This window comes from Pseudomonas sp. CNPSo 3701, assembly GCF_028674975.1.
GTDB lineage: Bacteria > Pseudomonadota > Gammaproteobacteria > Pseudomonadales > Pseudomonadaceae > Aquipseudomonas > Aquipseudomonas straminea.
In genome coordinates, this window is record NZ_JAQZSI010000006.1 from 163,089 (window position 1) to 189,922 (window position 26,834).

Annotated in this window: 28 protein-coding genes; 12 read left to right on the forward strand and 16 right to left on the reverse strand. The window is 62.7% G+C overall.

The window, feature by feature from the left end; translation table 11 throughout:
* Window positions 1–132: 132 nt before the first annotated feature.
* Window positions 133–1,401 (reverse strand): OprD family porin, encoded by a 1,269-nt coding sequence (locus tag PVA39_RS18690; RefSeq protein ID WP_274125303.1) that lies wholly within the window; start codon window positions 1,399–1,401, stop codon window positions 133–135.
* Between the two features lie 533 nt (window positions 1,402–1,934).
* Between PVA39_RS18690 and PVA39_RS18695 the strand changes: the two genes are divergently transcribed.
* The gene (locus PVA39_RS18695; protein ID WP_274125304.1) at window positions 1,935–2,291 is read left to right on the forward strand and encodes a 5-carboxymethyl-2-hydroxymuconate Delta-isomerase; all 357 of its coding nucleotides are present in this window, start codon (window positions 1,935–1,937) and stop codon (window positions 2,289–2,291) included.
* Between the two features lie 32 nt (window positions 2,292–2,323).
* Here PVA39_RS18695 and gcvT read toward each other — a convergent pair whose 3' ends face one another.
* From gcvT to PVA39_RS18720, 5 genes are all read right to left on the reverse strand, one after another.
* On the reverse strand, window positions 2,324–3,445 hold the full coding sequence (gene gcvT / locus PVA39_RS18700; protein ID WP_274125305.1) for a glycine cleavage system aminomethyltransferase GcvT: 1,122 nt from the start codon (window positions 3,443–3,445) through the stop codon (window positions 2,324–2,326).
* 97 nt (window positions 3,446–3,542) lie between these two features.
* The gene (gcvP, locus tag PVA39_RS18705; protein ID WP_274125306.1) at window positions 3,543–6,395 is read right to left on the reverse strand and encodes an aminomethyl-transferring glycine dehydrogenase; all 2,853 of its coding nucleotides are present in this window, start codon (window positions 6,393–6,395) and stop codon (window positions 3,543–3,545) included.
* A 9-nt stretch (window positions 6,396–6,404) separates the two neighbouring features.
* On the reverse strand, window positions 6,405–6,788 hold the full coding sequence (gcvH, locus tag PVA39_RS18710; RefSeq protein WP_013790132.1) for a glycine cleavage system protein GcvH: 384 nt from the start codon (window positions 6,786–6,788) through the stop codon (window positions 6,405–6,407).
* A gap of 292 nt (window positions 6,789–7,080) precedes the next feature.
* Window positions 7,081–7,884, reverse strand: a complete 804-nt coding sequence (locus PVA39_RS18715) for a SirB1 family protein (RefSeq protein ID WP_274125307.1) — start codon at window positions 7,882–7,884, stop codon at window positions 7,081–7,083.
* Window positions 7,885–7,978: 94 nt separating this feature from the next.
* Complete coding sequence (locus tag PVA39_RS18720) at window positions 7,979–8,242, reverse strand: YebG family protein (protein ID WP_093505820.1); 264 nt, start codon at window positions 8,240–8,242, stop codon at window positions 7,979–7,981.
* Between the two features lie 252 nt (window positions 8,243–8,494).
* Between PVA39_RS18720 and PVA39_RS18725 the strand changes: the two genes are divergently transcribed.
* Window positions 8,495–8,968: a phosphate-starvation-inducible protein PsiE gene (locus PVA39_RS18725; protein ID WP_274125308.1), complete on the forward strand. Its 474-nt coding sequence runs from the start codon at window positions 8,495–8,497 to the stop codon at window positions 8,966–8,968.
* A 6-nt stretch (window positions 8,969–8,974) separates the two neighbouring features.
* Here the strand turns inward: PVA39_RS18725 and PVA39_RS18730 are convergent, their stop codons facing one another.
* The 7 genes from PVA39_RS18730 to yaaA form a co-directional block, all read right to left on the reverse strand.
* The gene (locus PVA39_RS18730) at window positions 8,975–11,608 is read right to left on the reverse strand and encodes a DEAD/DEAH box helicase (protein ID WP_274125309.1); all 2,634 of its coding nucleotides are present in this window, start codon (window positions 11,606–11,608) and stop codon (window positions 8,975–8,977) included.
* A 108-nt stretch (window positions 11,609–11,716) separates the two neighbouring features.
* The gene (locus PVA39_RS18735; RefSeq protein ID WP_274125310.1) at window positions 11,717–11,962 is read right to left on the reverse strand and encodes a hypothetical protein; all 246 of its coding nucleotides are present in this window, start codon (window positions 11,960–11,962) and stop codon (window positions 11,717–11,719) included.
* Window positions 11,963–12,025: 63 nt separating this feature from the next.
* Window positions 12,026–13,438 (reverse strand): GGDEF domain-containing protein, encoded by a 1,413-nt coding sequence (locus tag PVA39_RS18740; RefSeq protein ID WP_274125311.1) that lies wholly within the window; start codon window positions 13,436–13,438, stop codon window positions 12,026–12,028.
* Between the two features lie 66 nt (window positions 13,439–13,504).
* Entirely contained in the window at window positions 13,505–13,891 is a 387-nt protein-coding gene (locus PVA39_RS18745; RefSeq protein WP_274125312.1) for an ABZJ_00895 family protein, read from the reverse strand.
* Between the two features lie 57 nt (window positions 13,892–13,948).
* The gene (locus tag PVA39_RS18750) at window positions 13,949–14,779 is read right to left on the reverse strand and encodes an SDR family oxidoreductase (RefSeq protein ID WP_274125313.1); all 831 of its coding nucleotides are present in this window, start codon (window positions 14,777–14,779) and stop codon (window positions 13,949–13,951) included.
* 44 nt (window positions 14,780–14,823) lie between these two features.
* Window positions 14,824–15,288 carry a multidrug transporter gene (locus tag PVA39_RS18755; protein ID WP_274125314.1) on the reverse strand — a complete coding sequence of 155 codons (465 nt, stop codon included), beginning with the start codon at window positions 15,286–15,288 and terminating at the stop codon, window positions 14,824–14,826.
* Window positions 15,289–15,424: 136 nt separating this feature from the next.
* Window positions 15,425–16,204 (reverse strand): peroxide stress protein YaaA, encoded by a 780-nt coding sequence (gene yaaA / locus PVA39_RS18760; protein ID WP_274125315.1) that lies wholly within the window; start codon window positions 16,202–16,204, stop codon window positions 15,425–15,427.
* 386 nt (window positions 16,205–16,590) lie between these two features.
* On the opposite strand from yaaA, the gene PVA39_RS18765 reads away from it, so the two are divergent.
* From PVA39_RS18765 to moaE, 4 genes are all read left to right on the forward strand, one after another.
* Window positions 16,591–17,982, forward strand: coding sequence for a PhoH family protein (locus PVA39_RS18765; protein WP_027905963.1), 1,392 nt, complete (start codon window positions 16,591–16,593; stop codon window positions 17,980–17,982).
* Window positions 17,983–18,093: 111 nt separating this feature from the next.
* Complete coding sequence (gene moaC / locus PVA39_RS18770; RefSeq protein WP_274125316.1) at window positions 18,094–18,573, forward strand: cyclic pyranopterin monophosphate synthase MoaC; 480 nt, start codon at window positions 18,094–18,096, stop codon at window positions 18,571–18,573.
* Window positions 18,570–18,812 (forward strand): MoaD/ThiS family protein, encoded by a 243-nt coding sequence (locus tag PVA39_RS18775; RefSeq protein WP_274125317.1) that lies wholly within the window; start codon window positions 18,570–18,572, stop codon window positions 18,810–18,812. Before moaC ends, PVA39_RS18775 begins: the two co-directional genes overlap by 4 nt.
* A gap of 1 nt (window position 18,813) precedes the next feature.
* The gene (gene moaE, locus PVA39_RS18780; RefSeq protein WP_274125318.1) at window positions 18,814–19,272 is read left to right on the forward strand and encodes a molybdopterin synthase catalytic subunit MoaE; all 459 of its coding nucleotides are present in this window, start codon (window positions 18,814–18,816) and stop codon (window positions 19,270–19,272) included.
* Between the two features lie 7 nt (window positions 19,273–19,279).
* Here moaE and PVA39_RS18785 read toward each other — a convergent pair whose 3' ends face one another.
* On the reverse strand, window positions 19,280–19,444 hold the full coding sequence (locus PVA39_RS18785) for a hypothetical protein (protein ID WP_274125319.1): 165 nt from the start codon (window positions 19,442–19,444) through the stop codon (window positions 19,280–19,282).
* 235 nt (window positions 19,445–19,679) lie between these two features.
* Between PVA39_RS18785 and purT the strand changes: the two genes are divergently transcribed.
* Window positions 19,680–20,861 carry a formate-dependent phosphoribosylglycinamide formyltransferase gene (gene purT / locus PVA39_RS18790; RefSeq protein WP_274125320.1) on the forward strand — a complete coding sequence of 394 codons (1,182 nt, stop codon included), beginning with the start codon at window positions 19,680–19,682 and terminating at the stop codon, window positions 20,859–20,861.
* A 236-nt stretch (window positions 20,862–21,097) separates the two neighbouring features.
* On the opposite strand, the gene PVA39_RS18795 is transcribed toward purT, so the two are convergent.
* The gene (locus PVA39_RS18795) at window positions 21,098–22,351 is read right to left on the reverse strand and encodes an HlyC/CorC family transporter (RefSeq protein WP_274125321.1); all 1,254 of its coding nucleotides are present in this window, start codon (window positions 22,349–22,351) and stop codon (window positions 21,098–21,100) included.
* A 3-nt stretch (window positions 22,352–22,354) separates the two neighbouring features.
* Window positions 22,355–23,155, reverse strand: coding sequence for a cytochrome C assembly family protein (locus PVA39_RS18800; RefSeq protein ID WP_013790150.1), 801 nt, complete (start codon window positions 23,153–23,155; stop codon window positions 22,355–22,357).
* 193 nt (window positions 23,156–23,348) lie between these two features.
* Between PVA39_RS18800 and ffh the strand changes: the two genes are divergently transcribed.
* From ffh to rplS, 5 genes are all read left to right on the forward strand, one after another.
* Window positions 23,349–24,725: a signal recognition particle protein gene (gene ffh, locus PVA39_RS18805; RefSeq protein ID WP_274125322.1), complete on the forward strand. Its 1,377-nt coding sequence runs from the start codon at window positions 23,349–23,351 to the stop codon at window positions 24,723–24,725.
* Window positions 24,726–24,868: 143 nt separating this feature from the next.
* Window positions 24,869–25,120 carry a 30S ribosomal protein S16 gene (gene rpsP, locus PVA39_RS18810; RefSeq protein ID WP_274125323.1) on the forward strand — a complete coding sequence of 84 codons (252 nt, stop codon included), beginning with the start codon at window positions 24,869–24,871 and terminating at the stop codon, window positions 25,118–25,120.
* Window positions 25,121–25,129: 9 nt separating this feature from the next.
* A complete protein-coding gene (gene rimM, locus PVA39_RS18815; RefSeq protein WP_093505849.1) occupies window positions 25,130–25,666 on the forward strand; it encodes a ribosome maturation factor RimM in 537 nt (178 codons plus the stop codon).
* A gap of 4 nt (window positions 25,667–25,670) precedes the next feature.
* Complete coding sequence (gene trmD, locus PVA39_RS18820; RefSeq protein ID WP_274125324.1) at window positions 25,671–26,423, forward strand: tRNA (guanosine(37)-N1)-methyltransferase TrmD; 753 nt, start codon at window positions 25,671–25,673, stop codon at window positions 26,421–26,423.
* A 41-nt stretch (window positions 26,424–26,464) separates the two neighbouring features.
* Entirely contained in the window at window positions 26,465–26,815 is a 351-nt protein-coding gene (gene rplS, locus PVA39_RS18825) for a 50S ribosomal protein L19 (RefSeq protein ID WP_013790154.1), read from the forward strand.
* The last annotated feature ends 19 nt before the right edge of the window (window positions 26,816–26,834 follow it).

Consider the following 26,834-nt stretch of genomic DNA (forward strand, 5'->3'; position numbering starts at 1 on the left):
GTGGACGGGCGCGGCAGTGTAAACCAAAGCCATCGGCGCCTCATGGGCGGGGCAGTTTCATTGCGTATAAAAAAGCCCGTCACGAGGACGGGCCAAGATATGCCACTGGAGTTCAGCGATGCGATGTAAGTGTTACAGGATCGACAACGGGTAGTTGAAGATCAGGCGGTTCTCACTGGCGTCCTGGCCGACATCGCGGCGGACGCTGGAGTTACGCCAGCGGATGCTCAGGTTCTTGAAGGTGCCATCCTGCACGGTGTAAGCCAGTTCGGATTCGCGTGCCCACTCTTCAGCATCGCTGCGACCAGAGGTGTGAATGTTCGAGCCACTCATGTAACGGTTCATCAGCACCAGGCCAGGGATGCCCAGACCAGCGAAGTTGTAATCGTGACGAACTTGCCAGGAGCGCTCTTCAGGGCTGTCGAAGCTGGTGGTGAAACCGTCGTTGACCAGCGTACCGCCGCTGGCGCCGTCTACGCGCATGAATTTGGTGTCACCACCCATGCGCTGGTAGGCGACGAGGAAGGTATTGTTACCGCGCTTGGCGGACAGAGCGCCCTGATAGACCTTGTTATCCAGGTCGCCGGCTTTAGCCGAGCCTTCATCCTTACCAGTGACGTAGCCGAGGTTGGCACCCAGAACCCAATCGCCAACAGGCTGGCTGTGAGTCAGTTGCAGGTAGCTTTGCTGATAGATGTCTTCCAGGCGGGCGTGCCACAGACCGACCAACGTATTGTTACCGTTGAACTTGAACTCGCCGCCGCCAAAGTTGAAGTTGCCGCCGGAAATACCGCTATAAGACATGTCTTCGCGGCTGGCATCGAAACGTTGGCTGTTTCTCCAGAATTGGCCACCGAAGAGGGTCAGGCCGTCGATTTCAGCGGACGTGATCTGCGCGCCCTGGAAGGTTTGCGGCAGCGAACGGCCATCGTCGGCGCGCAGGATCGGCAGCACTGCGAACCACTCGCCGACCTTGAGTTCGGTTTTGGATATCTTGGCCTTTGCGGCTACAGCGGTACGCCCGAAGTCGTCAGGAACGTTGCGATTGCCAGCTGGGCCATGCTCTGGCAGCAGGCCGCTGTTGCTGGTATTGGCATTGCCGTCCAGCTTGACCGAGTAGAGGCCCAGTACATCGATGCCGAAGCCTACGGTGCCAGCGGTGTAGCCGGAGCGAGCATCGAGAATGAAGCTCTGCGTCCAGCCCTCAGCCTGACCTTGGCGCTCGCCATTGATGACCGGGTCGGTACCGTTGAGGTAGTTACGGTTGAAGTAGTAGTTGCGCAGGTTCAGCGACACCTTGGCATCGTCTACGAAGCCTTCGGCATGGGCGGCGAACGGCACGGCCAGGGCCATGGTTCCGGCCCCGATCAGGCCCAGCGAGATGAGTTTGCGTGCGGTCATTGTTGTTGTGCTCCCGGTTTTTGAACTGCCCGCCCTCTGCCAATCGATGATCGACATGCCGTGAGGCCGGTATGGAAATGCCCTTTACAGGGCGCAGACCTGCGCGTTCACGCAGGGCTCTGCCTCAGGCCCTAGCCATCGGCGAATAGGTAGCGCGCAGGTAACGAGATGAATGCGACGGGTCGGGCGCGGTTGCCCGGAAGAGGATATGCAGGTGACGTGAAGACTGGCTTCATGGTGCGACCTTTTTTGTTTTTATAAGGCTTGTTGTCATACAACATTGGCGGCGATTATCGACACCTCCCAATCGGCTTGTCAACGCAAGCCGATGAAAAGATCACCTGATATTTCCGTGTGCGCTGTTTCGTTACTCTGCACCTATAGCCAATGCCTAGTGAATAGAGGTTTTCAGGTTATGGCAGGGTACTCTGCAAGGCCTGTTCGCAATGCTTTAGAAGCAGTAGGGGCGTGGCCTCGCCAGCTTGTCTATGTTGTGCGATAACGGATGACAAGATCAAAACAAGAGAAATGCCATGCCACATTGCCTGATCGAAGGTTCCCGCTCGCTGCTGCAAACCGTGGACGGTAGCGAACTGGTAACGAGGGTTCACACGGCCGCCATGGGCAGCGGTTTGTTCAAGGAAGGCGAGGTGAAGGTGCGGCTAAGCCTTTACGATCACTTCACGGTCGGCGGCAGCGAGGAGGATTTCGTGCACGTGATCTTCTATTTGCTAGCCGGTCGTACGGACGAGCAGAAGAAGGCGCTGTCGATGGCCATCGTGCGTGCGCTGCTGGAGCGTCTGCCGGATATTCAGAGCCTGTCGGTGGATGTGCGTGATATACGCCGCGAGGTGTTCAGCAACCGACGCAGTTGCCTGGAGGCCGACTGAGAAAAGGGCGGCAGTGCGCCGCCCTCGAAGCCTTAACCGCGGTAGTAGCGCTGGGCCACGAACGGCGTTTGGGCGACCTTCATGGCGACGCGCTTGCCGCGCACCAGCGCCCAGACCTCGCTATCCACGGCGACATGGCTGCTCGGCACGTAACCCATGGCCAGTGGAGCGCCCAGGCTGGGGCCGAAGCCGCCACTGCATACCTGACCGATGACTTCGCCCTCGGCGTTCACCAGCTCGGCACCTTCGCGTACCGGCGTACGCTCCTGGGGCAGCAGGCCGACGCGCTTGCGAGCGACGCCATCGCGCTGCTGGGCGAAGATCCGCTCCGCGCCGGGAAAACCGCCCGGGCGAGCGCCGTCGGCGCGGCGTGCCTTGGAGATGGCCCACAGCAGGCTGGCTTCGATGGGCGTGGTATCGGCACTCATGTCATGGCCGTACAGGCACAGGCCGGCTTCCAGGCGCAGAGAGTCGCGAGCGCCGAGGCCGATGGGCTGCACTTCCGGCTCGGCCAGCAGGCTGCGCGCCAGCGCTTCGGCGTGTGCGGCGGGCACAGAGATCTCGAAGCCATCCTCGCCGGTGTAGCCGGAGCGGCTCACGTAGCAATCCACGCCGAGCAGGCGCACGGGCTTGAACTGCATGAAGGTCATCTTTACCACTTCTGGCGCCAGACGGGTCAGTACTTCGACTGCCTTGGGGCCTTGCAGGGCGAGCAGGGCACGCTCGAAGCGCGACTCGACCTGACACTGGTTGGCGATCCGCTGCTGAAGGTGCATCAGATCCTGATGCTTGCAGGCGGCGTTGACCACCAGGAACAGCGTGTCATCGCCCAGGTTGGCGACCATCAGGTCATCGAGAATGCCGCCGTTTTCATCCGTGAACATGGCGTAGCGCTGCATGCCGACCGGCAGGTCGACGATATCCACCGGCACCAGGCTTTCCAGTGCCTTGGCTGCGCCAGCGCCACGCAGGATGATCTGGCCCATGTGCGAGACGTCGAACAGGCCAGCGGCCTCGCGGGTGTGCAGGTGTTCCTTCATCACGCCGAGCGGGTACTGCACAGGCATGTCATAGCCGGCGAACGGCACCATGCGTGCACCGAGTTCCAAGTGCAGAGCATGGAGTGGGGTTTTCGCCAGGATTTCAGTGGTCATGGCGCTCTCCTGTAAGAGGCTGTGAGCGGCCCGCGACAGCGCGCGGGCATCGTGGAAGAGGAGGCGGCTGCCGAGCGAGTCGGCAGCCGGGGCGCGATTAGGCGTCCTGATAGGCCTCGATGGGCGGGCAGGCGCAGACCAGGTTGCGGTCGCCGAACACGTTGTCGACGCGGCCCACCGGTGGCCAGTATTTGCCGTCGATCAGGCTGCGGGTCGGGTAGACCGCCTGCTCACGGCTGTACGGGTGCGTCCATTCGCCCACCAGTTCGGCGGCGGTGTGTGGGGCATTCTTCAGCGGGTTGTCGTCAGCATTCAGCTGGCCGCGTTCGACCGCGCGAATTTCTTCGCGAATGGCGATCATGGCGTCGCAGAAACGATCCAGCTCTTCTTTGGACTCGCTCTCGGTCGGCTCGATCATCAGCGTGCCGGCCACCGGGAAGGACATGGTCGGGGCGTGGAAGCCGAAGTCGATCAGGCGCTTGGCCACGTCGTCGACGCTAATACCGCTGCTGTCTTTCAGCGGGCGCAGGTCGAGGATGCACTCGTGAGCCACCAGGCCGCCTTCACCGCTGTACAGCACCGGGTAGTGCTCCTCCAGACGGCGGGCGATGTAGTTGGCGTTGAGGATCGCCATCTGCGACGCCAGGCGCAGGCCGGTACCGCCCATCATGCGGATGTACATCCAGGTGATCGGCAGGATGCTGGCGCTGCCGAACGGCGCGGCGCTGACGGCACCTTCCTTGCGGGCCATGTGGCCATGGCCGGGCAGGAACGGCGCCAGGTGGGCCTTCACGCCGATCGGGCCGACGCCCGGGCCGCCACCGCCGTGGGGAATGCAGAAGGTCTTGTGCAGGTTCAGGTGCGAGACGTCGCCGCCGAACTTGCCCGGTGCGCAGAGGCCAACCATGGCGTTCATGTTGGCGCCGTCGATATACACCTGGCCACCGTTGTCATGGACGACGGCGCAGATCTCGCGAATGCCTTCCTCGAACACGCCGTGGGTCGACGGGTAGGTGATCATGATTGCGGCTAGCTGGTCACGATGCTGCTCGGCCTTGGCGCGCAGGTCATCGATGTCGACGTTGCCGCGGGCGTCGCAGGCGGTCACCACCACGCGCATGCCGGCCATGTGTGCGGTGGCCGGGTTGGTGCCGTGGGCCGATTGCGGGATCAGGCAGATGTCGCGTTTGTCGTCGCCGCGGCTGTGGTGATAAGCGCGAATCGCCAGCAGGCCGGCGTATTCACCCTGGGAACCGGCGTTGGGCTGCAACGACACGGCGTCGTAACCGGTGGCGGCACAGAGCATGGCTTCCAATTCGTCGGTCAGTTGCTGGTAACCGGCGCTCTGTTCGGCAGGCGCGAAAGGATGCAGGTTGCCGAACTCGGCCCAGGTGACGGGGATCATCTCGCTGGCCGCGTTGAGCTTCATGGTGCAGGAGCCCAGCGGGATCATGCTGCGATCCAGTGCCAGGTCCTTGTCGGCGAGCTTGCGCAGGTAGCGCATCAGCTCGGTTTCCGAGTGGTAGCGATTGAACACCGGGTGCTCGAGAATCACCGACTGGCGCAGTTGCTCTGCGGGCAGGCTGCTATCTGCCTGGTTAGCCAATGCAGCGAAATCCGGCGCCGGCTTGCCGTCTGCCAACAGCGACCAGAGTTGCTCGATATCCGCCTGGGTAGTGGTTTCATCGAACGACAGGCCGAGACGCTCGGCATCCACTTCACGCAGGTTGATGCTGGCGGCGCGAGCTTTGCTGTGCAGTGCTGCGGTCTGCGCGCCGGTACGCAGAGTGACGGTGTCGAAGAACGCCTGCTGCTCGACAGCAAGGCCAAGGCTCTGCACGCCGCGGGCGAAAATCACGGTCAACTGGTGGACGCGCTGGGCAATCCGCGTCAGCCCCTGTGGGCCGTGGTACACGGCGTACATGGCGGCGATGTTGGCGAGCAGCACCTGGGCGGTGCAGATGTTGCTGGTGGCCTTCTCGCGGCGGATGTGCTGTTCGCGGGTCTGCATGGCCAGGCGCAGGGCCGGGTTACCGAAGCGGTCTACCGACATGCCAACCAGGCGTCCCGGCATGTCGCGCTTGAACGCATCACGGGTGGCGAAGTAAGCCGCGTGCGGGCCGCCGAAGCCCAGTGGCACGCCGAAGCGCTGGGCGCTGCCCAGGGCAACGTCGGCGCCGAATTCGCCAGGCGCTTGCAGCAGGGTCAGGGCCAGCAGGTCGGCAGCGACGGCTACCAGGGCATTGGCTGCGTGGAAACGCTCGACCACTTCGCGGTAATCGTAGATGTCGCCATTGCTCGCTGGGTATTGCAGCAGGGCGCCGAAGAAGGCACTGGCGTCACTGATGGCGGCTTCGTCACCCACCACCACTTCGATGCCCAGGGGCTCGGCGCGGGTGCGCAGCACGTCGAGGGTCTGCGGGTGGCAATGCCGGGATGCGAAGAAGGCGTTGGCGGCCTTGTTCTTCGACAGGCGCTTGCAGAAGGTCATGGCCTCGGCGGCGGCGGTGCCTTCGTCGAGCAGCGAGGCGTTGGCGATCGGCAGGCCGGTGAGGTCGCTGATCAGGGTCTGGAAGTTCAGCAGCGACTCCAGGCGGCCCTGGGAAATTTCTGGCTGGTAGGGGGTGTAGGCGGTGTACCAAGCCGGGTTTTCCAGCAGGTTGCGCAGGATGGGCGACGGCGTATGGGTGCCGTAGTAACCCTGGCCGATATAGTTGCGAAACAGCTTGTTCTTGCTGGCGATGGCCTTGATGGCGGCCAGGGCATCGGCTTCGCTCTGGCCGTCGCCGGCCGGCAGCACGCTGGTGCCCTTGATGCTGCTCGGGATCACGCTGGCGGTCAGCGCTTCCAGGTCGCTGTAACCCAGGGTTTCCAGCATGGCGGCGGTGTCTTGATCGCGCGGACCGATGTGGCGGGCGATGAATTCGTTGCGGGTGGTCAAATCAGTCATGGCTTTATCTCACGCGTCGGCTTTGGCGTTGAGCAGGCGCTCGTAGGCATCCTGATCGAGCAGGCCGGCCAGGGCGCCGGCATCAGCTGGGCGGAAGCGGAAGAACCAGCCCTGGCCCAAAGGCTCGGCATTGACCAGTTCGGGGCTGGCCTCGAGATCCGGGTTCACTTCGACCACTTCGCCGTCCAGCGGCATGCCGATGTTGCTGGCAGCCTTCACGGACTCCAGCACCGCCACCTCGTCGCCGGCGGCATAGGCCTGCAGCTCGGGCAACTGCACGAATACCACGTCGCCCAGTGCGTCTTGAGCGTAGGCGGTGATCCCTACTGTGACCAGGCCATCGGCCTCCTGACGCAGCCATTCGTGCTCGACGGTGAAACGCAATTCGCTCATGGGGACTCCCTTGTTGGACTCTGTGCCCATCTGCGTGGGCGCGGTGATTGGAAGCTGATTAGCAAGGTCGGTGCCATATAAAATAATCCCTACAAATCAATTACTTAAATATTTTTACATTGTCTGATCAGGTAGTTTGTATTGAATTCAATACAGAAACGCCACGCCATATCCTTAAGCCCGCTACGGGCTTGGGAATGTCGTGGTTGGTTATGCCTGTGTCGTATTGGATACGGTGTATTTAAATCAATACACTTGTTGGCCGATGGCCGCTCTCGGTGATGTGCCGGGCTCAGTGCAGCGCGGGTTGCGCACTGGATTGGCGCAGCCGATCCCCGAGTTTCAGCCGTTGGGCGGGGTCTTCGCACAGCAGCAGGGCCCGCTGCACATCGAAGCGTTCAGCTTGGGAGCAATCTAGGTGGCGATAAAGCTCGGCCCTGGCCAGGTGGTCGTTAACGTTTGGCGCGGCCAGTTGCAGCACCCGCTCGGCATCCTTCAAAGCACTGATGTAGTCCTCTGCCTGGGCGTGCAAATGGCGCAAGTTGCGCGACAGGCGCAGGATCATGCCGCGGGCGTCGCAGCTCGCCATATGTTCGGCGCTCAGCTGGGCATGGGGGCCGAGGTAGCGCAGCAGTAACTCGCGGCAGTCGCGGGTGTACAGTCGTCGCCCGCCGCAGGGGTCGAGCAGGTGGTCGGCGCCAGGCACACGCAGCAGAAAGTAGCCGGGAAACCCGACGCCCTGCAGCGGGATATTCAGCCGACGCGCCAGTTCCAGGGCGATCAGCGCGATGCTCAGCGGCTGGCCGCGGCGTCGTTGCAGCACCTTGTGCAGCAAGGCGGCTTGCGGGCGTACCGGGCTGTCGTCATCGTCATAGAAATGCAGGTCACTGAGGCGGCGCAACAAGGGCTGCGCCAGTTCTTGGGGCGGGAAGTTGGGCAGGCCGGAGTCGACCTGATGCTTGACGTGCTCGAGCTCGTGCAGGAGCTGCTGGGGCTCCACCGCCGGATCGTGCTCGGCAGCGACCCAGAGTGCGGCTTCGAAAAACGCCGGCTGTTCGGCGTTCAGACAGGCAAGGCAGTGATCGCGCGCGCTCATGGACACCTCCCGGGGGATGTGCCTGTTTTAGCTGTGCGCGCGCCGGCCGTCCAGCCCGGAAAAGCGAAGAGATGTTAACGGCGCAGCCTGGCGGTCACTCTGTTTCCGGCAGGCTGCCCAGTTCGCCGAGGGCATCGGGCTGATTCTTGAACGCCTTGGCGAACACGTCGCGATTTCTGGCCATGTAGATCCCCAGCTCCTCGCCTTGGTCTTCGCTGAGCGACGGCACCGCCTTCTGCAGTACATCGCTGAGCAGCTCGGCCAGCTCCAGCATCTTGTCGTGACGATCTGCTTCGGCCTTATCCATAAACAAACGCTCCGGGTCGCGACTGCTGCGGTACACCACTTCGACGGCCATTCATCACCTCTACGCCTTCGCTGACAATTAAAAATACTGTTCATGCATACAGTTGTGGCGAGTTTACTCGACTGCGCTGCGTTTGAACAGCGTAAACCTGGCCGCGAGATTCGCCATCCAATGTGTCTTTCCCACGTCCTGGCGCTTCTGTTTGCCAGCGCAGCCGCCTCGCTGGTCTTGTTCCTGCATGGGAATGTCACGCGGGCGCGCCAGAATCGGCGCCAAGCTGTATCAATCTGAAAGGGGAATTCCATGAAGTGGGTCGACGATAGCCGCAAGCGGATGCATAAGGGCGCGAATTCGATCGGTAATCTGTTCGTCGAGGGCTTTCATTATTTAGGGCTTTTCGCCATCGGTGCAGCAACAGCCTGGGCCTCGGTCGGCGCGTTTCTAGGCATGGTGGAAAAGGGCAGTGCCAGCGTGGACGACATCCTGCTGCTGTTCATCTACCTGGAGTTGGGAGCGATGGTCGGCATTTATTTCAAGACCAACCATCTGCCCATCCGTTTTCTGCTTTACATCGCCATCACCGCGCTGACCCGTTACCTGATCGGCGACGTATCCCATCACAAGGCGCCGGACATTGGCCTGCTGTACCTGTGCGGCGGTATCTTCTTCCTGGCACTGTCGGTGCTGGCGGTGCGTTTCGCGTCCTACAAGTTTCCGTCCAGCAAGGCCATCGACGCCACCGGTGAGGTGGTCGGCGACAACTACTCCGAGCGCTGATGGCGCTCAGTCGGCCAGGGGTGCGAACAGCGCCTGTAGGTCGTCTTCACTGAGCTGCCAGCTGCTCTGGCTGCCGCCTTCTTCGAGCAGGCCGTGGGCCAGGTTGGCCTTGGCCTGCTGCAATTGCTGGATCTTCTCTTCCACGCTGCCGCGGGCGATCAGCTTGTAGACGAACACCGGTTTGTCCTGGCCGATGCGGTAGGCGCGGTCGCTGGCCTGGGCTTCGGCCGCCGGGTTCCACCAGGGGTCGAAGTGGATCACGGTGTCGGCAGCAGTCAGGTTCAGGCCTGCACCGCCGGCCTTGAGGCTGATCAGGAAGACCGGGAATTGCCCAGCCTGGAACTGCTCCACGGGGGTGCGCCGGTCCCGGGTGCTGCCGGTCAGTTTGGCATAGCCTATGTTGCGCGCCTGCAGCTCGCTTTCGATCAGCGCCAGCATCGAGGTGAACTGGGAGAACAGCAGCACGCGGCGGCCTTCGCCGATCAGGGCTTCGAACATGTCCAGCAGGCCGCTGAGCTTCCCGGAGTCGCTGCTGGTCAGTTCGGCTGGCGCCTCGTCGAGCAGGCGCAGGTCGCAACAGACCTGGCGCAGACGCAACAGCGCTTCGAGTATGACGATCTGGCTGCGCGCCAGGCCCTGGCGGGTGATCTCCTCGCGTACCTTGCGGTCCATGGCCAGGCGCAGGATCTCGTAGCGGTCACGCTGGGCCGGCGTCAGCTCCACCCACTGGGTGATTTCGGTTTTAGGTGGCAGTTCGCGGGCGACCTGTTCCTTCTTGCGGCGTAGCACGAACGGCTTGATGCGCCCGCGCAGGTGCGCCAGGCGCTGCTCGCTGCCGTGCTTTTCGATGGGCGTGCGGTAATCGCGGGTAAAGCGCTTGGCGTCGCCGAGCCAGCCCGGCATCAGGAAGTTGAACAGCGACCACAGCTCGCCCAGGTTGTTTTCCAGTGGCGTGCCGCTCAGGCACAGGCGCTGGCGGGCGTTGATCTGCCCGGCAGCGAGGGCGGCCTTGCTGCGCGGGTTCTTGATGCTCTGGGCTTCGTCGAGAATCAGCAGGTGGAAGCGCTGTGCGGACAACGTCTTGAGATCGCGGGGCAGCAGGGCATAGGTAGTGAGCACCACATCGTGCTCGCCGATCAGCTTGAACTGGCTACGCCGCTTGGCACCGTGCAGGGCCAGCACCTTGAGGGTCGGCGCGAAACGCGTGGCCTCGTCCTGCCAGTTGGGGATCAGGCTGGTGGGCATGACGATCAGCGCCGGCTGCTTGAGGCGACCGTTTTGCTTCTCCAGGAGAATGTGCGCCAGGGTCTGCAGGGTTTTGCCCAGGCCCATGTCGTCGGCCAGCACGCCACCGACTTCCAGCTCACCCAGCGCCTGCATCCAGCCGAGGCCCTGCAACTGATAGGGGCGTAGCTGCGCAGCCAGGTCGTCGGGAGCGCTCACGTCCTGTTGGGACGTTTGTTGCAGGCGCCTCGCGAACTCGCGCAGTTCGATGCCCCCCTGCCAGTTCAGCGCCGGCCCCTGTTGCAGGGTATTCAGGCGCGCGGCATCGGCCCGCGCCAGGCGTACGCGGGTACCGATTTCGTCGGCGTCGCCAATGAACAGCTCACCCAGCGCCGCCAGCAAGGGTTTCAGTCGCGCGTAGGGCAGGGCCACGCGGCGCTGGCTGTGGGGCAGACTGACCAGCAGTAATTCCTCGTCCGGGCGCTGCGCCAGGGCGTCACCGGAAAGCAGCCAGGGCGAGCGGCGGATGGCCTGCAGCAATACGGGCAGCAGGCTGATGCGTTGGCCTTCCACCTCGATGCCCAGCTCCAGGTCGAACCAGCCCTGTTCGGGCAGCTCGTCGACATCGGCGTACCAGTCGTCGATCTCGGCCAGGTTGTACTGGAAGTCGGGCTGGATCTCGACGCGCCAGCCTTCGTCGCGCAGCGCCGGCACCTGCTGTTGCATGAAGGTCAGCCAGGCGGCGTCGCCCTGCAATTCGAAATGCTCGCCTGGGTGCTGGGCCAGGGCTTCGCTCTGCCGCAGGGCGATACGCAGACCGACAGTCTCCAGGCGGCGCCGTAGCTCGGTTTCCCGAGCCGTGTCGCGGGTGATGCGCAGCTGGCGATTGGGCCCCAGGCGTACCAGCAGATCCTTGGCCGTTTTACCGACCGCGCTGTTGCCCTGGTAGTCGAAGGCCAGGGCGGCGCGGTGCTGGGTCTGCTCCAGCATGCGGCCCTTGCGCGCATCGAAATGCACGCGCACGTGGCTACCCAGGGTCAGGATCGGCTGCGGCTGCACGTGGTCCAGCACGGTTTCATCCACCGGCTTTTCGGTGACGATCAGGGTGCCGAGGTCATCGCCTGAGCGCTGCCGTGCTTCCAGGGTGATCAGGGCGGCCGCCACGTGCTTGCAGTTGAAGCCCACCGGGCAGCTGCAATGGCCGGTCACACCCCAGCCCTTGCCGTAGGCGTGCAGGGTGATGCGCTGCTGGTAGGGGCGCTCGCCGCTGCCCAGGCAACTTGCGAGCAGGCTGTGATCCTTGAGACTGAGCAGACGACTCAGGCCGCGTGTGGCGTAATCCTGGCCACGGCGCAGCGCGCCTTCATCGAAATCGCCGCGCCAGTCGGCCTGCTGCAGGTGCAGGATGTCAGGCATCGGACGAGCTCTCTGGGGACAAAACTAGGTTCGGCATGGCACTGTGAAAACGATGGCAAGCCGCCGATGGTCTCACAGCTTGTCGGGCAATGGCAGACCCTAGCTGGCTCAGGCGCGTTCGGCAGGCGTCTCGGTCTTGAGAGCGCCACGAATGTTCATCGCGCCCAGGCACAACTGCAGCACAATCAATGCGTAGGCGTGGCTGTAGAGCCCCCAGATGATCCACAAGAGGTTGCTGGCCATGAACACCCAGAAGCCCAGATTACGGCGGTGGCGCTGCTTGGAGGCGACCAGCCAGGCAGCGATGATGGTGATCAGCATGGCCGGCCATTGCAGCCAGTCGAGGTATTCCATAAGGCATCCGCAAACTGAGAGTACTCAGTAGCGACCCTTGCCCCGACGCGGACGTTCGACCTTTCAGATCGGATTGCTCTCGCGCTGTGCCTTGTCAGCGTACATTTCGGCGTCGGCCATGCGCAGCAGTTCGCTGGCCGTAGTGCCGTCCGTCGGTGCGATGGCGATACCGAGGCTGACACCCACCTGTAGATTCTGGCCATTGAATACGATGGGATCGCTCAGTTCTTCTTCTATGCGCTGGCCCAGGCGAATGGCTGCTGCCCTATCCAGACCGGGCAGCAGTACGGCGAACTCGTCACCGCCAAGACGTGCCGGTACGTCGATGCTGCGTAGCAGGCCGCGTAGCCGGCGGGCGCTGACTTTGAGTACCTCGTCGCCCGCAGCGTGGCCAAATCGGTCGTTGATCTGCTTGAAGTGATCCAGGTCGATCATCATCAGCGCGAAGGACGCCGAGCGCCCCTTGGTCAACGCATTGGTGACGCTCAGGTCGAATACCCGGCGATTCGGCAACTCGGTTAGCGGGTCCTGATGGGCCAGGGTGTCAAGCGGCCGCAGCAGGTGCCGGCCGATCAGCGCCACTACCAGGGCAGACAGCGCCAGGCTGGCTAGCAGCAGATAGCGCTGGAAACGTTCGATACGCTCGTAGGCGGCCATGTGCTGGTTCAGTGATTTGCCTGCGATCAGCAGTACTTCGCTGGCCTTCTGGGCATTGAAATTGTGCAGCGCCACCGAGCGCATCAGGTACTCGTCGTTCTCGTCCCGCAGTGTCCACTCGGCCCCGTCGACCAGCGCCGCCGGGTTGCTCAGCAAGCGCTCGAAGCTGCTTTCAAGGGTATTGCCGTGCAGTTGCCAGGCGCCGTCCTGGCCGCGTGACAGGAATACGAACTCGGTATCGGTGGTCTGCTTGAGCGCTTCAGCCAACTCGGTGTTAATGGCGAAACCCAGAGTCAGTTCAGCCTGGGGCGTAGGCATGTTCACCACGCGGTGGATCAGCTGGTAAAGCACACCGCTTTGACTGCGCAGCAGGCTCACCGGTTGCGCGCCCGGGCTGCCCGCCTGTGCAGCGGCCTTGAGTAGCGGGGCAATGTCGGCCTGTTGCAGTTCCTTGGGCACACTGGCAATCAGCTGGCGGTCGAGCGTATTGAGCAGAGCGATGTCGGCCTTCAGGCGCTTGCTGTGGTTGCTCAGCATGGATTCGATGGTCGAGCGCTCAGCGGTGGCAATGGCCTCCTTAAGGCCATAGTCAGCGGCCAGCACAGCAGCGCCCTGAGTCAGTTGCCGCTGGCGCAGTTCCAATAACTCGTCGACCACCTGGGTGGTGGTCTGCAGGCTTTTGCTGATGGTTTCTTCGACGATGCTGCGGTTGGTACGAGCGCTCACCAGGTAGATGACCACCTGCACGCTCAGCAACGCCACGAGCAGTACCACGATGATGCGTCGTTCCTGAGTCTTGATGTGCCGGCTGCTTCTCATCGACGTTCCATTCCCTATGGTTGTTATCGAGTGTAGAGCAGCGATTGGTCGACAGGTGTCAGCTGGTCAGGAAGTCCGTTTGAAGATGCGCTCCGAGAACAGCATTTGCGCGAGCAACGGATAGGCCAGGTAATGCAGGATGAAGAGCAGTATGCCCATGGGGCTGGGCTCGTCCTGTAGGCTCATCATGGTCAGCAGTAAGGCATACAGCAGGGCGAGGATGCCACCGTACAGCCACACCAGGCGCCGCCGTTCCCCGCGGGTTGGCGGGCGGCGTTGTTGCCAGGCGAATACAAGTGCCATCAGTGCTGCGATGCTGGCGGCGATCACCAGGGTCGCCAGCACGCCACCAAGTTTGACGAAGCTGCGCAGCAGCACATTGAGCACCACGGCCGCCGCCACACCGATGAGGGCGTAACGCAGCATGGCGACGGGCTGTTGGGAAGGCGGCATGGCGACAGGGCTCGGCGGTGGCGATGATGCTTGGAGTCTCGCCTGTGAATTCAGGTTCTACAAGCGGCGATCCAGGCCGAAGCGGCGGCTCAGCACGCGGTCGAGCAGGGCGCCTGGCAGCAGCGCCGAGAGCAGCGGCAGGGCGCGGCTGCCATTGCCCAGGCGCAATACCCTTGGGCGCTTGGCATTGGCCACGGCAGCGTATACGTTGCGCGCCACGTGGCTGGCCGGTGTCGGATTGTCTTGCGAAGCGATGGCGCGGGCGCGAATGCCGTCACGCATCGGCCACCATGGCGACTGCTCGCCGATCAGTTGTTCGGCCTGGCGACTGGCGTGGGTGCCGAAGCTCGATTCGATCGCACCCGGCTGCACTTCCATCACACCGACGCCAAATGGCGCCAACTCCAGCCGCAGTGCGTCGCTCAAAGCATGCACCGCAGCCTTTGAGGCGCAATAAGCGCCGGCGAACGGTGTCACCAGTACGGCGGAAACACTGCCGATATTGATCACCAAACCCTTGTTCTGGCGCAGTAGCGGAAACAGCGCGCGGGTCACGTTGACTAGGGAGAACACGTTGGTTTCGAACTGCGCGCGCATGGCGGCAGCGCCGCCGTCGAGCAGTGGGCCCATGGCGCCGTAGCCGGCATTGTTGATCAGCACGTCGAGCCCGCCGATGCGTTCCTTTAGCGTGGCGGCCAGCTGCTCGACCGCGGCTGCATCGTTGACGTCCAGCTGCACGGCATTGAACCCTGCTTCGCTCAGGCGCGCCACGTCTTCGCGCTTGCGGGCGCTTGCCCAGACCTCATAACCCTGTTGCGCGAAGGTGTCGGCCAGTGCCCGGCCAATGCCGCTGGAGCAGCCGGTGATCAGAACCCTAGGGTGACTCATGGGTAATCCTTGTGATTGTTGTTGTGTGGATCGTGAAAGGGCGGCTAACGACTGAAGGTGCCCTGCAACTGCTCGGCGCGGAATTCCAGGGTACTGGCGCGGTAGCCGCTGCGCAGCGTAGGCAGCGGCAGGCAGCTTTGCCAGTCGGCACCGGGTAGCAGCTCGCCGGGGCCGCTGTAGCGCGGCGTCTCGTACAGGCGCTGCGCCAGGTTGACACTGTCACCTGGCCGGTAGGCGCTGACCTGCCAATGCAGTTCCTGCAGTGCGGCGTCGCTGCCGTTGTGCAGGTGCAGCTCCAGTGGGCGGTCAGCGGGGCAGCGTTCGGGGGCGTAGCTCAGGCGCAATTCCAGGTGAGCCAGGTTGCGATTCTCGCGGTTTTCCTGCCACAGCACCCAGCTCGCCACCATGCCCAGCCCGGCCAGCGCCGCCAGTGAAATGGGCAGGGCCTTGGCCGGGTAGCGGATCAGCAGAATGAACCAGCTGAGAACCAGAATCGCGCCGAAAATCATGGCTGGACCTTGAACGTCGAGTGTCCGCCAATCCTACACAAGGCCGATGGGCTCGGCACCCGCCCAGAGATTGGTGGATGTTTCGCCAGGATCCGTTTCTCGCCGCCACGCAACTCGTGCTGAGGCGCCTGGGCCTTTACTCCGGCGCGTGGTCGCGCAGGAACACCAGCTTGTCGGCGCTCGAATCCTTTGCCGAGAAGCGGTAGCCCTGGTCGTCGAAATCCTTGAGGTGCTTTGGATCGGTCACGCGTTCCTTGATCACGTGGCGGGCCATCAGACCGCGGGCTTTCTTGGCGTAGAAGCTGATGATCTTGTACTGACCGTTCTTCAGGTCCTTGAATTCGGTGTCGATGATCCGCGCTTTCAGCACCTTGCGCTTGACCGCCCCGAAGTATTCATTGGATGCCAGGTTGAGCAGCACGTCGTCGCCCTGGGCGGCCAGCGCCTCATTCAGCCATTCGCTGATGTGCTCGCCCCAGAACGCGTAGAGGTCCTTGCCGCGGGCGTTGGCCAGCTTGGTACCCATTTCCAGGCGATAGGGCATCATCAGGTCCAGCGGGCGCAGCAGTCCGTACAGGCCGGAGAGCATGCGCAAGTGCTGCTGGGCGAAATCGAAGTCGGCCTCACTGAAGCTTTCCGCGTCCAGCCCGGTGTACACGTCGCCCTTGAAGGCCAGCAGCGCCTGCTTGGCGTTCTCAGGGGTGAAGTCCGGCGTCCAGCTGCCGAAGCGCGCTGCGTTGAGGCCGGCCAGTTTGTCGGAGAGGTGCATCAACTCGGCGATCTGCGCCGGCGTGAAGTCGCGCAGCTGGGTGACCAGTTCCTGGGAATGGTCGAGAAATTCGGGCTGGGTAAAGCGCGAAGTGACCGGTGCGCTTTCGTAGTCCAGGGTCTTGGCGGGGGAAATCACCATCAGCATGAGTCGTCTCCTTCGGCGGAGCGGCGATTCTAGCCGATTCGGCAGGGCCCGCGTGGAGCAAGGCAGCAGGCTGGACTCATGACTCTAGTGGGCGATAAGTGCCGCTGCCAAGGTCATTCGTCCAACCGACAAATAAAAATAAAAAAACTGAAAAGATCATTTGCCTGTCACATTTTTTGGAGTATCAACGAACTGTGGTTTGCGACGAACCGGGCATGAAGGCCGGCCCGTGCAGACCACGCCTTGAAAGACCGCCGAACCCTGCAGACAGGTGGCGGCCCTCGGCCCTCATCCGTTTGCGGCGCTCCTGATCGGGAGTCGGTGGTCCTGTGTGGCGGAGCGCCGTCCTGGCATTCCGTCGCTGGATCCGACAAGAGGTGACGAGTATGGATGACCACGGACGCATCAAGCCCACCGCCCCAACCTTGTACGCCCTCGACACCAATGTCCTGATTCACGATCCCAACGCGCTGCTCAATTTCCAGGAACACCACGTCGCCATCCCGATGACGGTGCTGGAGGAACTCGACAAGCTGAAAACCGGCAAACAGGGCGTCGCCGCCGAATGCCGGCAAGCCATCCGCCTGATCGACAAGATTCTCGATGGCGCCACCCCCGAGGAGGTCGAGCACGGGGTGCCGATCCAGCGCGACAAGAGCGGCCCCTGCGGTTTTCTGTCGATTCTCATGAGCAAGAGTGCAGCGCCTGTCACCTGGCTGCCGGAAGACCTCAACGACAACAAGATCATCAACCAGCTGGTGGAGCTAAAGTCACGGCGTCCGGGCATGTCCGTGGTGCTGGTGACCAAGGACATCAACATGCGCCTGAAGGCGCGTGGCTGCGGGCTGGATTCCGAGGATTACCACACCGACCAACTGGTCGACGACATCTCGCTGCTGTCCAAGGGTTACCACGACGTCGAGGGTGCCTTCTGGGATCGCGTGGCCAAGGTCGATACCCGTCAGGGCCATGGTCGTACCTGGCACCGCGTGCAGCTCAGCGAAGACTTGCCGGCGGTCAACGTCAATGAATTCATCATCGACGAGCAGGGCTTCGTCGGTTGGGTCAAGGAGGTCGAGGGCAACGAGCTGCTGATTCTCGATCTGCACCAGGAGCCGCTGCTGCATCAGGAAGCCTGGGGGCTCAAACCGAGGGACATCCACCAGGCGCTGGCACTCTACGCGCTGCTCGACCCGGACATTCATCTGGTCAACTTGACCGGCGCCGCCGGCTCGGGCAAGACCATCCTGGCGCTGGCCGCAGCCATCGAACAGACCATGGTCAGCAAGCGCTACCGGCGCATCATCGCCACCCGCAGCGTGCAGGGTCTTGATCAGGAAATCGGCTTCCTGCCCGGCACCGAGGCCGAAAAGATGGAGCCCTGGCTGGGCGCCATCACCGACAACCTCGAAGCCCTGCACATGGACGACGAGAACACCCACGGCAGCGTCGACTACATCCTGCAGAAGGTGCCCCTGCAGTTCAAATCCCTGAACTACATCCGCGGGCGCAGTTTCCAGCAGAGCCTGATCCTTATCGACGAATGCCAGAACCTCACCCCGCACCAGATGAAGACCATCATCACCCGTGCGGGCAACGGCTCCAAGGTGATCTGTCTGGGCAACCTGGCGCAGATCGATACGCCGTACCTTTCAGCGCCCAGCTCGGGCCTGACTTACCTCACCGAGCGCTTCAAGGGCTTCGAGCACGGCGTGCACATCACCCTGCAGGGCGTGCCACGTTCGATCCTCGCCGAGTACGCCGAAAGCCACATGTAACCCTTCGCCCCGGAGCCGCCTGGCGGCTCCGGGCATTCATTGCGGCGCCCATGGTTTGCAGGGGACGGTGCGCGGCCTACAATCGCCAGGTTTTCTACTTGGAGATTGCCCGTGCTGACCCATCTCGACTCCCAGGGGCGCGCCAATATGGTCGACGTCAGCGACAAGGCGCAGACGGTGCGTGAAGCCGTGGCCGAGGCCCGGGTGCGCATGCTGCCCACCACGTTGCAGATGATCGTCGACGGCGATCATCCCAAGGGCGACGTGTTCGCCGTGGCACGCATCGCCGGCATCCAGGCGGCGAAAAAGACCTCCGATCTGATTCCCCTTTGTCATCCGCTGATGCTCACCAGCGTCAAGGTCGAGCTGCAGGCCGATGGCGACGATGCGGTGCTAATCCGTGCACGCTGCAAACTCACGGGCCAGACCGGCGTGGAGATGGAAGCGCTGACCGCTGCCAGTGTCGCGGCACTGACCATTTATGACATGTGCAAGGCGATGGATCGCGGCATGACCATCGAGCAGGTGCGCCTTCTGGAAAAGCTTGGCGGCAAGAGCGGCCACTTCCTGGCAGGCGAGGGCGAGCGATGATCCGCGTGCAGTATTTCGCCCGTTACCGCGAAACCCTGGATCTGGAAGCCGAGGAGCTGCCAGGCAGCTTCGCCACCCTCGACGAGCTGCGCCTGCACCTGCTGGCCCGCGGTGGCATATGGGAGGTGCTCGCCGAGCGCGGGCTGATGTGCGCCCGCAACGAAGAACTTTGCGCGCTGAGCGAGCCGCTGGTCGATGGTGATGCAGTGGCGTTCTTCCCGACGGTCACCGGAGGCTGAGATGAGCATTCGCGTTCAGCAGGCCGTCTTCGATCCGGGGCAGGAAACCAACGCCGTGCATGCCGCCAATACCGGCGTTGGCGCGGTGGCGTGCTTTGTCGGCTACGTACGTGATTTCAATGATGGCCAGGACGTGGCAGGGATGTTTCTCGAACACTTTCCGGGCATGACCGAAAAGGCCCTGTCGGGCATCGAGGCCCAGGCCCGCGAGCGCTGGCCGTTGCTGGGGGTCGAGGTGATTCACCGCGTCGGGCGGCTGGAGCCGGGCGAGCCGATCGTTTTCGTCGGCGTGGCCAGCGCTCACCGCCAGGCGGCCTTTCAGGCCTGCGAGTTCATCATGGATTACCTGAAAACCCGTGCGCCGTTCTGGAAAAAGGAGGACACCCCCAGCGGCCCGCGCTGGGTCGAGGGCCGCGAGAGCGACCAGGCATCCGCCCGGCGTTGGCAGGCCGAAAGCTGAAAGCGGCTCAGCCGAACTCGATGAATACCTTGAAGTACAGTGGCGCGAACATCGACAGCGCGCCCAGCCCGGTCAGCCAGATGCCCCATTCCTGTTCGCGGTTATTGAAGCCGATACCCAGCAGCAGAAAGCCGCTGATCAGCAGGACGAGCATGATGTGAAAAGCATCCATGGCGAAGCCTCCTCGCAAGTGTCGCGTGCCATGAGCTGCGCCGCTGCCGTGCGGCGACCTACATATTCAGCGTAGTCGAGGGTGCGTGTGGTGGGGCTGATTCAGAGCAATTCGTGGCATCAATAATGCGCAGCCTGGCCGCGATAAAAAGCACGTTCGCCGATTTTGGTCGCCGTCGCGGCCGGGCGTGATTAAAATCGCCGACTGAATTCTCCTGCTACCCAAGGATCCTGTTATGCCCCGTATCGGAACCCCCCTGTCGCCCAGCGCGACCCGCGTGTTGCTGTGTGGCTCGGGCGAGCTCGGCAAGGAAGTGGTCATCGAACTGCAGCGCCTAGGCGTGGAAGTGATCGCCGTCGATCGCTACGCCAACGCTCCGGCCATGCAGGTGGCGCATCGCAGCCACGTGATCAACATGCTCGACGGCGCCGCGCTGCGTGCAGTGATCGAGCAGGAGAAGCCGCATTACATCGTGCCGGAGATCGAAGCCATCGCCACCGCGACGCTGGTCGAGCTGGAAAACGAAGGCTACACCGTGATCCCCAGCGCCCGCGCCGCGCAGCTGACCATGAACCGGGAAGGCATCCGTCGCCTGGCCGCCGAAGAGCTCGGCCTGCCGACTTCGCCCTACAAATTCGCCGATTCCTTCGAAGAGTTCCAGGCAGCGGTGAGCGCCATTGGCTTCCCGTGCGTGGTCAAGCCGATCATGAGCTCGTCTGGCAAAGGTCAGTCGGTGCTCAAAGGCGTCGATGACGTGCAGAAAGCCTGGGACTACGCCCAGGCCGGTGGTCGTGCTGGTAAGGGCCGGGTGATCGTCGAGGGTTTCATCGACTTCGATTACGAAATCACCCTGCTGACCGTGCGCCACGTCGGCGGCACCACCTTCTGCGCGCCTGTCGGCCATCGTCAGGAAAAGGGCGATTACCAAGAGTCCTGGCAGCCTCAGGCGATGAGCGAGGCCGCCCGTGCCGAGGCCGAGCGTATCGCTCTGGCCGTTACTGGCTCGCTGGGTGGTCGCGGCCTGTTTGGCGTCGAGCTGTTCGTCAAGGGCGATCAGGTGTGGTTCTGCGAGATCTCGCCGCGCCCGCACGACACCGGCCTGGTCACCCTGATCTCTCAGGATTTGTCCGAATTCGCCCTGCATGCCCGCGCCATTCTTGGCCTGCCGATCCCGGCGATCCGCCAGTTCGGCCCGTCCGCCTCGGCAGTGATTCTGGTCGAAGGCGAGTCCAAGCAGGTCAGCTTCGGCAGCCTCGGCGCCGCGCTCACCGAGCCGGATACCGCCCTGCGTCTGTTCGGCAAGCCGGAAGTCAGCGGTCAGCGCCGCATGGGGGTCGCCTTGGCCCGTGACGAGTCGCTGGACGCAGCCCGCGCCAAGGCGCTGCGGTCGGCGCAGGCGGTCAAGGTGGAGCTGTAACGTTTCTGGAACGATGCCCGCAGCTGACGTGGGCATTGCTGCACTAACTGTGGGAGCGGGCCATGCCCGCGAAAAAGTCACGGGCATGGACTGGGCGTCCCCGCCCGTTCCCTCAGGTAGTACGCTAACGCTCGCGTTTCACCCGTTGTCGTCGATCAATGGGAATACGAATTCTCGGATACGAAAGATCGTGAGCTGCTTTATAAGTAACAGCGGCGTCTCGCCGCTATCCAGCTTCAGTGCTGTTGGGCCTCCCAGGCCCGCACTTCCAGCACGCGGCTACCGCTTGCCTGGAGAATCTCCAGCCGGTAGCGGCCTACCTGCAAACAAACCGCACAGTCAGGAATGTTTTCCAGCACTTCGGTCACCAGGCCGTTGACCGTCTTCGGTCCATCGACCGGTAGGTGCCAGCCTAGTGCCCGGTTCACTTCACGCAGATAGGCGCTGCCCTGGATCGACCAGGTGCCGTCGCCCAGCGGATAAAATTCGCGTGGGTGTGCGGTTTCCACCGAACTCAGGTCGCCGACGATCTCTTCCAGAATGTCTTCAACGGTGACGATGCCCATGGCCTCGCCGTATTCGTCGACCACTACGGCAGTGCGGTACTTGTGCTGCTGGAAGTTGACCAGCTGGTTCGCCAGCGTGGTGCCTTCGGGCACGAAGTACGCGGCGTCGCAGGCCTGCAGCAAGGCCGCTTCATCCAGCTCGCTACACCCGGCCAGGCGGCGCATGTGCAAGATGCCTTCGGTCTGGTTGAGGCCGTTGCGGTACACCGGCAGGCGGGTGTGCGAGGCGCTGCGAATCTGCTCGAGCAGCGGCGTGCTGCCCTGCAGATCGATGCCGGTGACCTCGTGGCGCGGAATCATCACGTCCTCGACGCTGACCTTGTCCAGCTCCAGCACGCCCAGCAGCATGGCGCGGCGCTCGGCGGGCAGCGGCAGGTCGTCGGCCTGCAGCGCGTCGCGCAGCTCGGTGAGGCTCGGCGCATCATCGGGTGCGGCGCTCTGATCCGCCTTGCCTATTCGCCGGCGCAGACCCTGGCCGATGGTCATCAGCAGGCGGGTGAACGGGGACAGCGCCAGGCTGACCAGGGTCAGCGGATAGCTTGCCGGGTAGGCGAACAGCGGCGGCGGCAGGATGGCCAGCAGGCGACCGAACGGATGGGCCAGCATCAGCACGGCCAGCGTCAGAACGAATGGCGATGGCGCCAGATTACCGGGCGCACCGTGGCGCAAGGCCAGCAAGGTGGCAGCGACCGAGGCGGCCATGGTGCTGCAAATGGTGCCGATGCGCAGGGTCGCCGACAGCCGTTGTGGCTGGTCGAGCAGGGCGATCAGCCGGGCAGCGGCGCGATGGCCTTGGCGCGCCCGGTAGCGCAGCCGATAGCGGTTGAGACCGAATAGCACGGTACGTGCGCAGATGAAAAAGGTCGCGCAGGCCAGCAGGGTGAGCAGCAGGGCGAGCTGGAAAAGCGGTGAGGGTGTGTTCACGGCTCAGATGTGCAGGATGAATTCACGAACCAGCTTGCTGCCGAAGAAGGCCAGCATCAGCAGACAGAAACCGGCCAGCGTCCAGCGGATCGCCTTGTGGCCGCGCCAGCCGAGCTGGTGGCGGCCCCAAAGCAGTACGGCGAATACTACCCAGGCGAAGCACGACAGGATGGTCTTGTGCACCAGGTGCTGAGTGAACAGGTTGTCGATGAACACCGCGCCGGAGAGCAGCGACAGTGACAGCAGCGCCCAGCCGCTCCACAGGAAGCCGAACAGCAGGCTTTCCATGGTCTGCAGGGGTGGGAAGTTGCGGATCAGCCCGGAGGGATGCTTGTTCTTGAGCTGCCGGTCCTGCACCAGTAGCAATAGCGACTGGAACATGGCGATGGTCAGTAGGCCGTAGGCCACGATGGACAGCAGAATGTGGGCGAGTATGCCAGGGCCTTCCTCGATCGGCTGGCTGGTGCCGCTGGGCATGAACTGCGCGCACAGCACCGTCAGCCCGCCGAGCGGAAACAGGAACAGCAGCAGGTTGTGCACCGGCATGCGCTGGCAGGCCAGCAGGATCAGCGCAATCACCGTGAAGGCGATCAGACTGGAGGAATTGAAGAAGTCCAGGTTCAGGCCGGCGACATCGTGCATCTGCATGTACAGGCTGCCACCGTGAAACAGCAGGGCGATCACGCCCACCAGCAGCAACACGGGTTGGCTGGGCTGGCTGCGGCGGGCCAGATGCAGGCCTTGATAGCAGGCAGCGCCAAAGTAGAGAACGGCGGCGGCGAGGCTGGGTAACAGAGGGTGCATAGATAGGCGATGACAGGGCCGGAAAGGCGCTGAGTGTGGCACACAACCGTTGTCGCAAAAAGACTGCAAGCGGTATCCGCTCTCATATGTCGCAGGCGCACCGACAAACAAGCCTCGAAAGCGTCGCGGTCTTCGTTATAATCCGCCGTTTGCTGCCAGCCCATCCCGGCCAGACGGCCCGAAAGGAACGCGCATGTTCGAAAATTTAACCGATCGCCTCTCGCAGACCCTGCGCAGCGTCACTGGCAAGGCCAAGCTGACCGAGGACAACATCAAGGACACCCTGCGCGAAGTGCGCATGGCGTTGCTCGAGGCCGACGTGGCGCTGCCCGTGGTCAAGGATTTCGTTGCTCGCGTCAAGGAGCGCGCGGTCGGCACCGAGGTGTCCAAGAGCCTGACTCCGGGCCAGGCGTTCGTGAAGATCGTGCGTCTGGAGCTGGAAAGCCTCATGGGCGCCGCCAACGAAGACCTCGACCTGAGCACTACGCCGCCGGCGGTGGTGCTGATGGCCGGTCTGCAGGGTGCTGGTAAGACCACCACTGTTGGCAAGCTGGCGCGCCTGCTGAAGGAGCGCAAGAAGAAGAGCGTGATGGTGGTGTCGGCGGACGTCTACCGTCCGGCGGCCATCAAGCAGCTGGAAACCCTGGCCAATGACCTGGGCGTGACCTTCTTCCCTTCCGACATTACCCAGAAGCCGGTGGCCATCGCCGAAGCGGCGATCCGTGAGGCCAAGCTCAAGTACATCGACGTGGTGCTGGTCGACACCGCTGGTCGTCTGGCCGTCGATGCCGAGATGATGGCCGAGATCCAGGCGCTGCACGCCGCGGTCAAGCCGGTGGAGACCCTGTTCGTGGTCGACGCCATGACCGGTCAGGACGCCGCCAACACCGCCAAGGCCTTCAACGATGCGCTGCCGCTCACTGGCGTGGTGCTCACCAAGGTCGATGGCGATGCCCGTGGCGGTGCCGCGCTGTCGGTGCGCGCCATCACCGGCAAGCCGATCAAGTTCATCGGTATGGGCGAGAAGAGTGAAGCGCTCGAGCCGTTCCACCCCGAGCGAATCGCCTCGCGCATCCTCGGCATGGGTGATGTGCTCAGTCTGATCGAACAGGCCGAGCAAACCCTCGACCGCGAGAAGGCCGAGAAGCTCACCAAGAAGCTCAAGAAGGGCAAGGGTTTCGACCTCGAGGACTTCCGCGACCAGCTCGTGCAAATGAAAAGCATGGGCGGCCTCGGCGGCCTGATGGACAAGCTGCCGCAGATGGGTGGCGTCAACCTTGCGCAGATGGGCAATGCCCAGGGCGCGGCAGAAAAGCAGTTCAAGCAGATGGAGGCGATCATCAACTCGATGACGCCTGCCGAGCGCCGCGACCCCGACATCATCAGCGGGTCGCGCAAGCGCCGCATCGCCATGGGTTCCGGCACTCAGGTGCAGGACATCGGCCGGCTGATCAAGCAGCACAAGCAGATGCAGAAGATGATGAAGAAATTCAGTGCCAAAGGCGGCATGGCCAAGATGATGCGCGGTATGGGCAGCATGATGCCTGGCGGCGGCATGCCGAAGTTCTGATGGCTCTGGCAGGCCGCCTGGCGGCCTGTGGAAAAAGAGATTTGCAAACAGCCGCATAATCCTTAGAATATGCGGCCTTTCGGGCCTAGGCCCATTTTTGATGTGTGCCTCAAGTTAGCACCGACTACAGGAACGATGTTCACATGGTAACTATTCGTCTCGCTCGCGGCGGCTCCAAAAAGCGCCCCTTCTACCACCTCACCGTGACCAACAGCCGCAATGCGCGCGACGGTCGCTTCGTAGAGCGTATCGGTTTCTTCAATCCGATCGCCTCGGGTGCTGAAATCAAGCTGTCCGTGAATCAAGAGCGCGCTACTTACTGGCTGAGCCAGGGCGCCCAGCCGTCTGAGCGCGTTGCTCAGCTGCTGAAAGAAGCTGCCAAGGCTGCTGCCTAAGCACTTCTTATGAGCACGACGCCGGCCCCCGCCGAGGATCTTCTGGTTCTTGGCAAGATAGTCTCGGTGCATGGCGTCAAGGGTGAGATAAAGGTGTATTCCTTTACCGATCCCCTGGATAACGTGCTCGATTACCCTCGCTGGACGCTGCGGCGCGATGGCGAGGTGAAACAGGTTGAACTGGCTGGTGGACGCTTGCAGGGCAAGGTTCTGGTCGCCAGGCTCAAAGGGCTCGAGGATCGTGAAGTGGCGCGTACCTACGCGGGCTTCGAGATCTGCGTACCCAGGAGCCAGCTGCCGGAGCTCGATGACGGCGAGTTCTACTGGTATCAGCTGGAAGGTCTGAAGGTCATCGATCAGGCGGGGCAACTGCTCGGCAAGGTCGATCATCTGTTCGAGACCGGTGCCAATGACGTGATGGTGGTCAAGCCCTGCGCTGACAGCCTCGATGATCGTGAGCGTTTGCTGCCGTATACGCAGCAGTGCGTGTTGTCGATCAATCTCGAAGCTGGCGAGATGCAGGTCGAGTGGGACGCGGATTTCTGACGCCATGCCGAGCTTGCGCGTCGATGTGATTACGCTGTTCCCGGAAATGTTCGCCGCCATCAGCGATTACGGCATCACCAGTCGTGCGGTAAAGCAGGAGCTGTTGCAGCTGACCTGCTGGAATCCGCGCAGCTACACCACGGATCGTCATCACACCGTTGACGACCGCCCCTTCGGTGGTGGTCCCGGCATGGTGATGAAGATCAAGCCGTTGGAAGATGCTCTGGTTGATGCCAGGCAGGCCAGCGACGCACCGGCGAAGGTGATTTATCTCTCGCCGCAGGGCCGCAAGCTGACGCAGGCGGCGGTACGCGAGCTGGCGAAGGAGGAGCGTTTGATCCTCATCGCCGGCCGCTACGAAGGCATCGACGAACGTTTCATCGAAACCCACGTCGATGAGGAATGGTCGATCGGCGACTACGTCCTGTCCGGCGGTGAGCTGCCGGCCATGGTGCTGATCGATGCGGTAACGCGCCTATTGCCTGGTGCATTAGGTCATGCAGATTCGGCCGAGGAAGACTCCTTCACGGATGGCTTGCTCGACTGCCCGCATTACACCCGTCCGGAGGTGTATGCGGATAAACGTGTTCCGCAGGTGCTGCTTGGTGGCAACCACGAACACATCCGGCGCTGGCGTTTGCAGCAGTCCCTGGGACGCACCTGGGAACGCCGTGTCGATCTTCTGGATAGCCGCTCGCTTTCTGGAGAAGAGAAGAAGCTGCTGGAGGAATACATCCGCCAGCGGGACGATAACTAAATATCGATGGCCGGCCTGACGGCCCGTCTTAGGAGCGCAGCATGACCAACAAAATCATTCAGCAACTCGAAGCTGAGCAGATGAGCAAAGAGATCCCTACCTTTGCCCCGGGCGACACCGTAGTCGTTCAGGTGAAAGTAAAGGAAGGTGACCGCCAGCGTCTGCAGGCGTTCGAGGGTGTGGTAATCGCCAAGCGTAACCGTGGTCTGAACAGCGCCTTCACCGTGCGCAAGATCTCCAGCGGCGTTGGCGTTGAGCGTACTTTCCAGACCTACAGCCCGCTGGTCGACAGCCTGGCCGTCAAGCGTCGCGGTGATGTTCGCAAAGCCAAGCTGTACTACCTCCGCGACCTGTCCGGCAAGGCAGCGCGCATCAAGGAAAAACTGGTTTAATCCAGCTTTCCCCCTCGAA

Coding starts and splice junctions, on each gene's coding strand:
- trmD (WP_274125324.1), top strand. CDS start 25,671: ATGCCGAGCTTGCGCGTCGATGTGATTACGCTGTTCCCGGAAATGTTC.
- ffh (WP_274125322.1), top strand. CDS start 23,349: ATGTTCGAAAATTTAACCGATCGCCTCTCGCAGACCCTGCGCAGCGTC.
- rplS (WP_013790154.1), top strand. CDS start 26,465: ATGACCAACAAAATCATTCAGCAACTCGAAGCTGAGCAGATGAGCAAA.
- yaaA (WP_274125315.1), bottom strand. CDS start 16,204: ATGCTGATGGTGATTTCCCCCGCCAAGACCCTGGACTACGAAAGCGCA.
- PVA39_RS18715 (WP_274125307.1), bottom strand. CDS start 7,884: ATGAGCGCGCGCGATCACTGCCTTGCCTGTCTGAACGCCGAACAGCCG.
- PVA39_RS18775 (WP_274125317.1), top strand. CDS start 18,570: ATGATCCGCGTGCAGTATTTCGCCCGTTACCGCGAAACCCTGGATCTG.
- PVA39_RS18730 (WP_274125309.1), bottom strand. CDS start 11,608: ATGCCTGACATCCTGCACCTGCAGCAGGCCGACTGGCGCGGCGATTTC.
- PVA39_RS18720 (WP_093505820.1), bottom strand. CDS start 8,242: ATGGCCGTCGAAGTGGTGTACCGCAGCAGTCGCGACCCGGAGCGTTTG.
- PVA39_RS18745 (WP_274125312.1), bottom strand. CDS start 13,891: ATGCCGCCTTCCCAACAGCCCGTCGCCATGCTGCGTTACGCCCTCATC.
- PVA39_RS18750 (WP_274125313.1), bottom strand. CDS start 14,779: ATGAGTCACCCTAGGGTTCTGATCACCGGCTGCTCCAGCGGCATTGGC.
- PVA39_RS18735 (WP_274125310.1), bottom strand. CDS start 11,962: ATGGAATACCTCGACTGGCTGCAATGGCCGGCCATGCTGATCACCATC.
- PVA39_RS18725 (WP_274125308.1), top strand. CDS start 8,495: ATGAAGTGGGTCGACGATAGCCGCAAGCGGATGCATAAGGGCGCGAAT.
- PVA39_RS18740 (WP_274125311.1), bottom strand. CDS start 13,438: ATGAGAAGCAGCCGGCACATCAAGACTCAGGAACGACGCATCATCGTG.
- PVA39_RS18785 (WP_274125319.1), bottom strand. CDS start 19,444: ATGGATGCTTTTCACATCATGCTCGTCCTGCTGATCAGCGGCTTTCTG.
- PVA39_RS18765 (WP_027905963.1), top strand. CDS start 16,591: ATGGATGACCACGGACGCATCAAGCCCACCGCCCCAACCTTGTACGCC.
- rpsP (WP_274125323.1), top strand. CDS start 24,869: ATGGTAACTATTCGTCTCGCTCGCGGCGGCTCCAAAAAGCGCCCCTTC.
- gcvT (WP_274125305.1), bottom strand. CDS start 3,445: ATGACCACTGAAATCCTGGCGAAAACCCCACTCCATGCTCTGCACTTG.
- purT (WP_274125320.1), top strand. CDS start 19,680: ATGCCCCGTATCGGAACCCCCCTGTCGCCCAGCGCGACCCGCGTGTTG.
- gcvH (WP_013790132.1), bottom strand. CDS start 6,788: ATGAGCGAATTGCGTTTCACCGTCGAGCACGAATGGCTGCGTCAGGAG.
- gcvP (WP_274125306.1), bottom strand. CDS start 6,395: ATGACTGATTTGACCACCCGCAACGAATTCATCGCCCGCCACATCGGT.
- PVA39_RS18800 (WP_013790150.1), bottom strand. CDS start 23,155: ATGCACCCTCTGTTACCCAGCCTCGCCGCCGCCGTTCTCTACTTTGGC.
- PVA39_RS18690 (WP_274125303.1), bottom strand. CDS start 1,401: ATGACCGCACGCAAACTCATCTCGCTGGGCCTGATCGGGGCCGGAACC.
- PVA39_RS18695 (WP_274125304.1), top strand. CDS start 1,935: ATGCCACATTGCCTGATCGAAGGTTCCCGCTCGCTGCTGCAAACCGTG.
- rimM (WP_093505849.1), top strand. CDS start 25,130: ATGAGCACGACGCCGGCCCCCGCCGAGGATCTTCTGGTTCTTGGCAAG.
- PVA39_RS18755 (WP_274125314.1), bottom strand. CDS start 15,288: ATGATTTTCGGCGCGATTCTGGTTCTCAGCTGGTTCATTCTGCTGATC.
- moaE (WP_274125318.1), top strand. CDS start 18,814: ATGAGCATTCGCGTTCAGCAGGCCGTCTTCGATCCGGGGCAGGAAACC.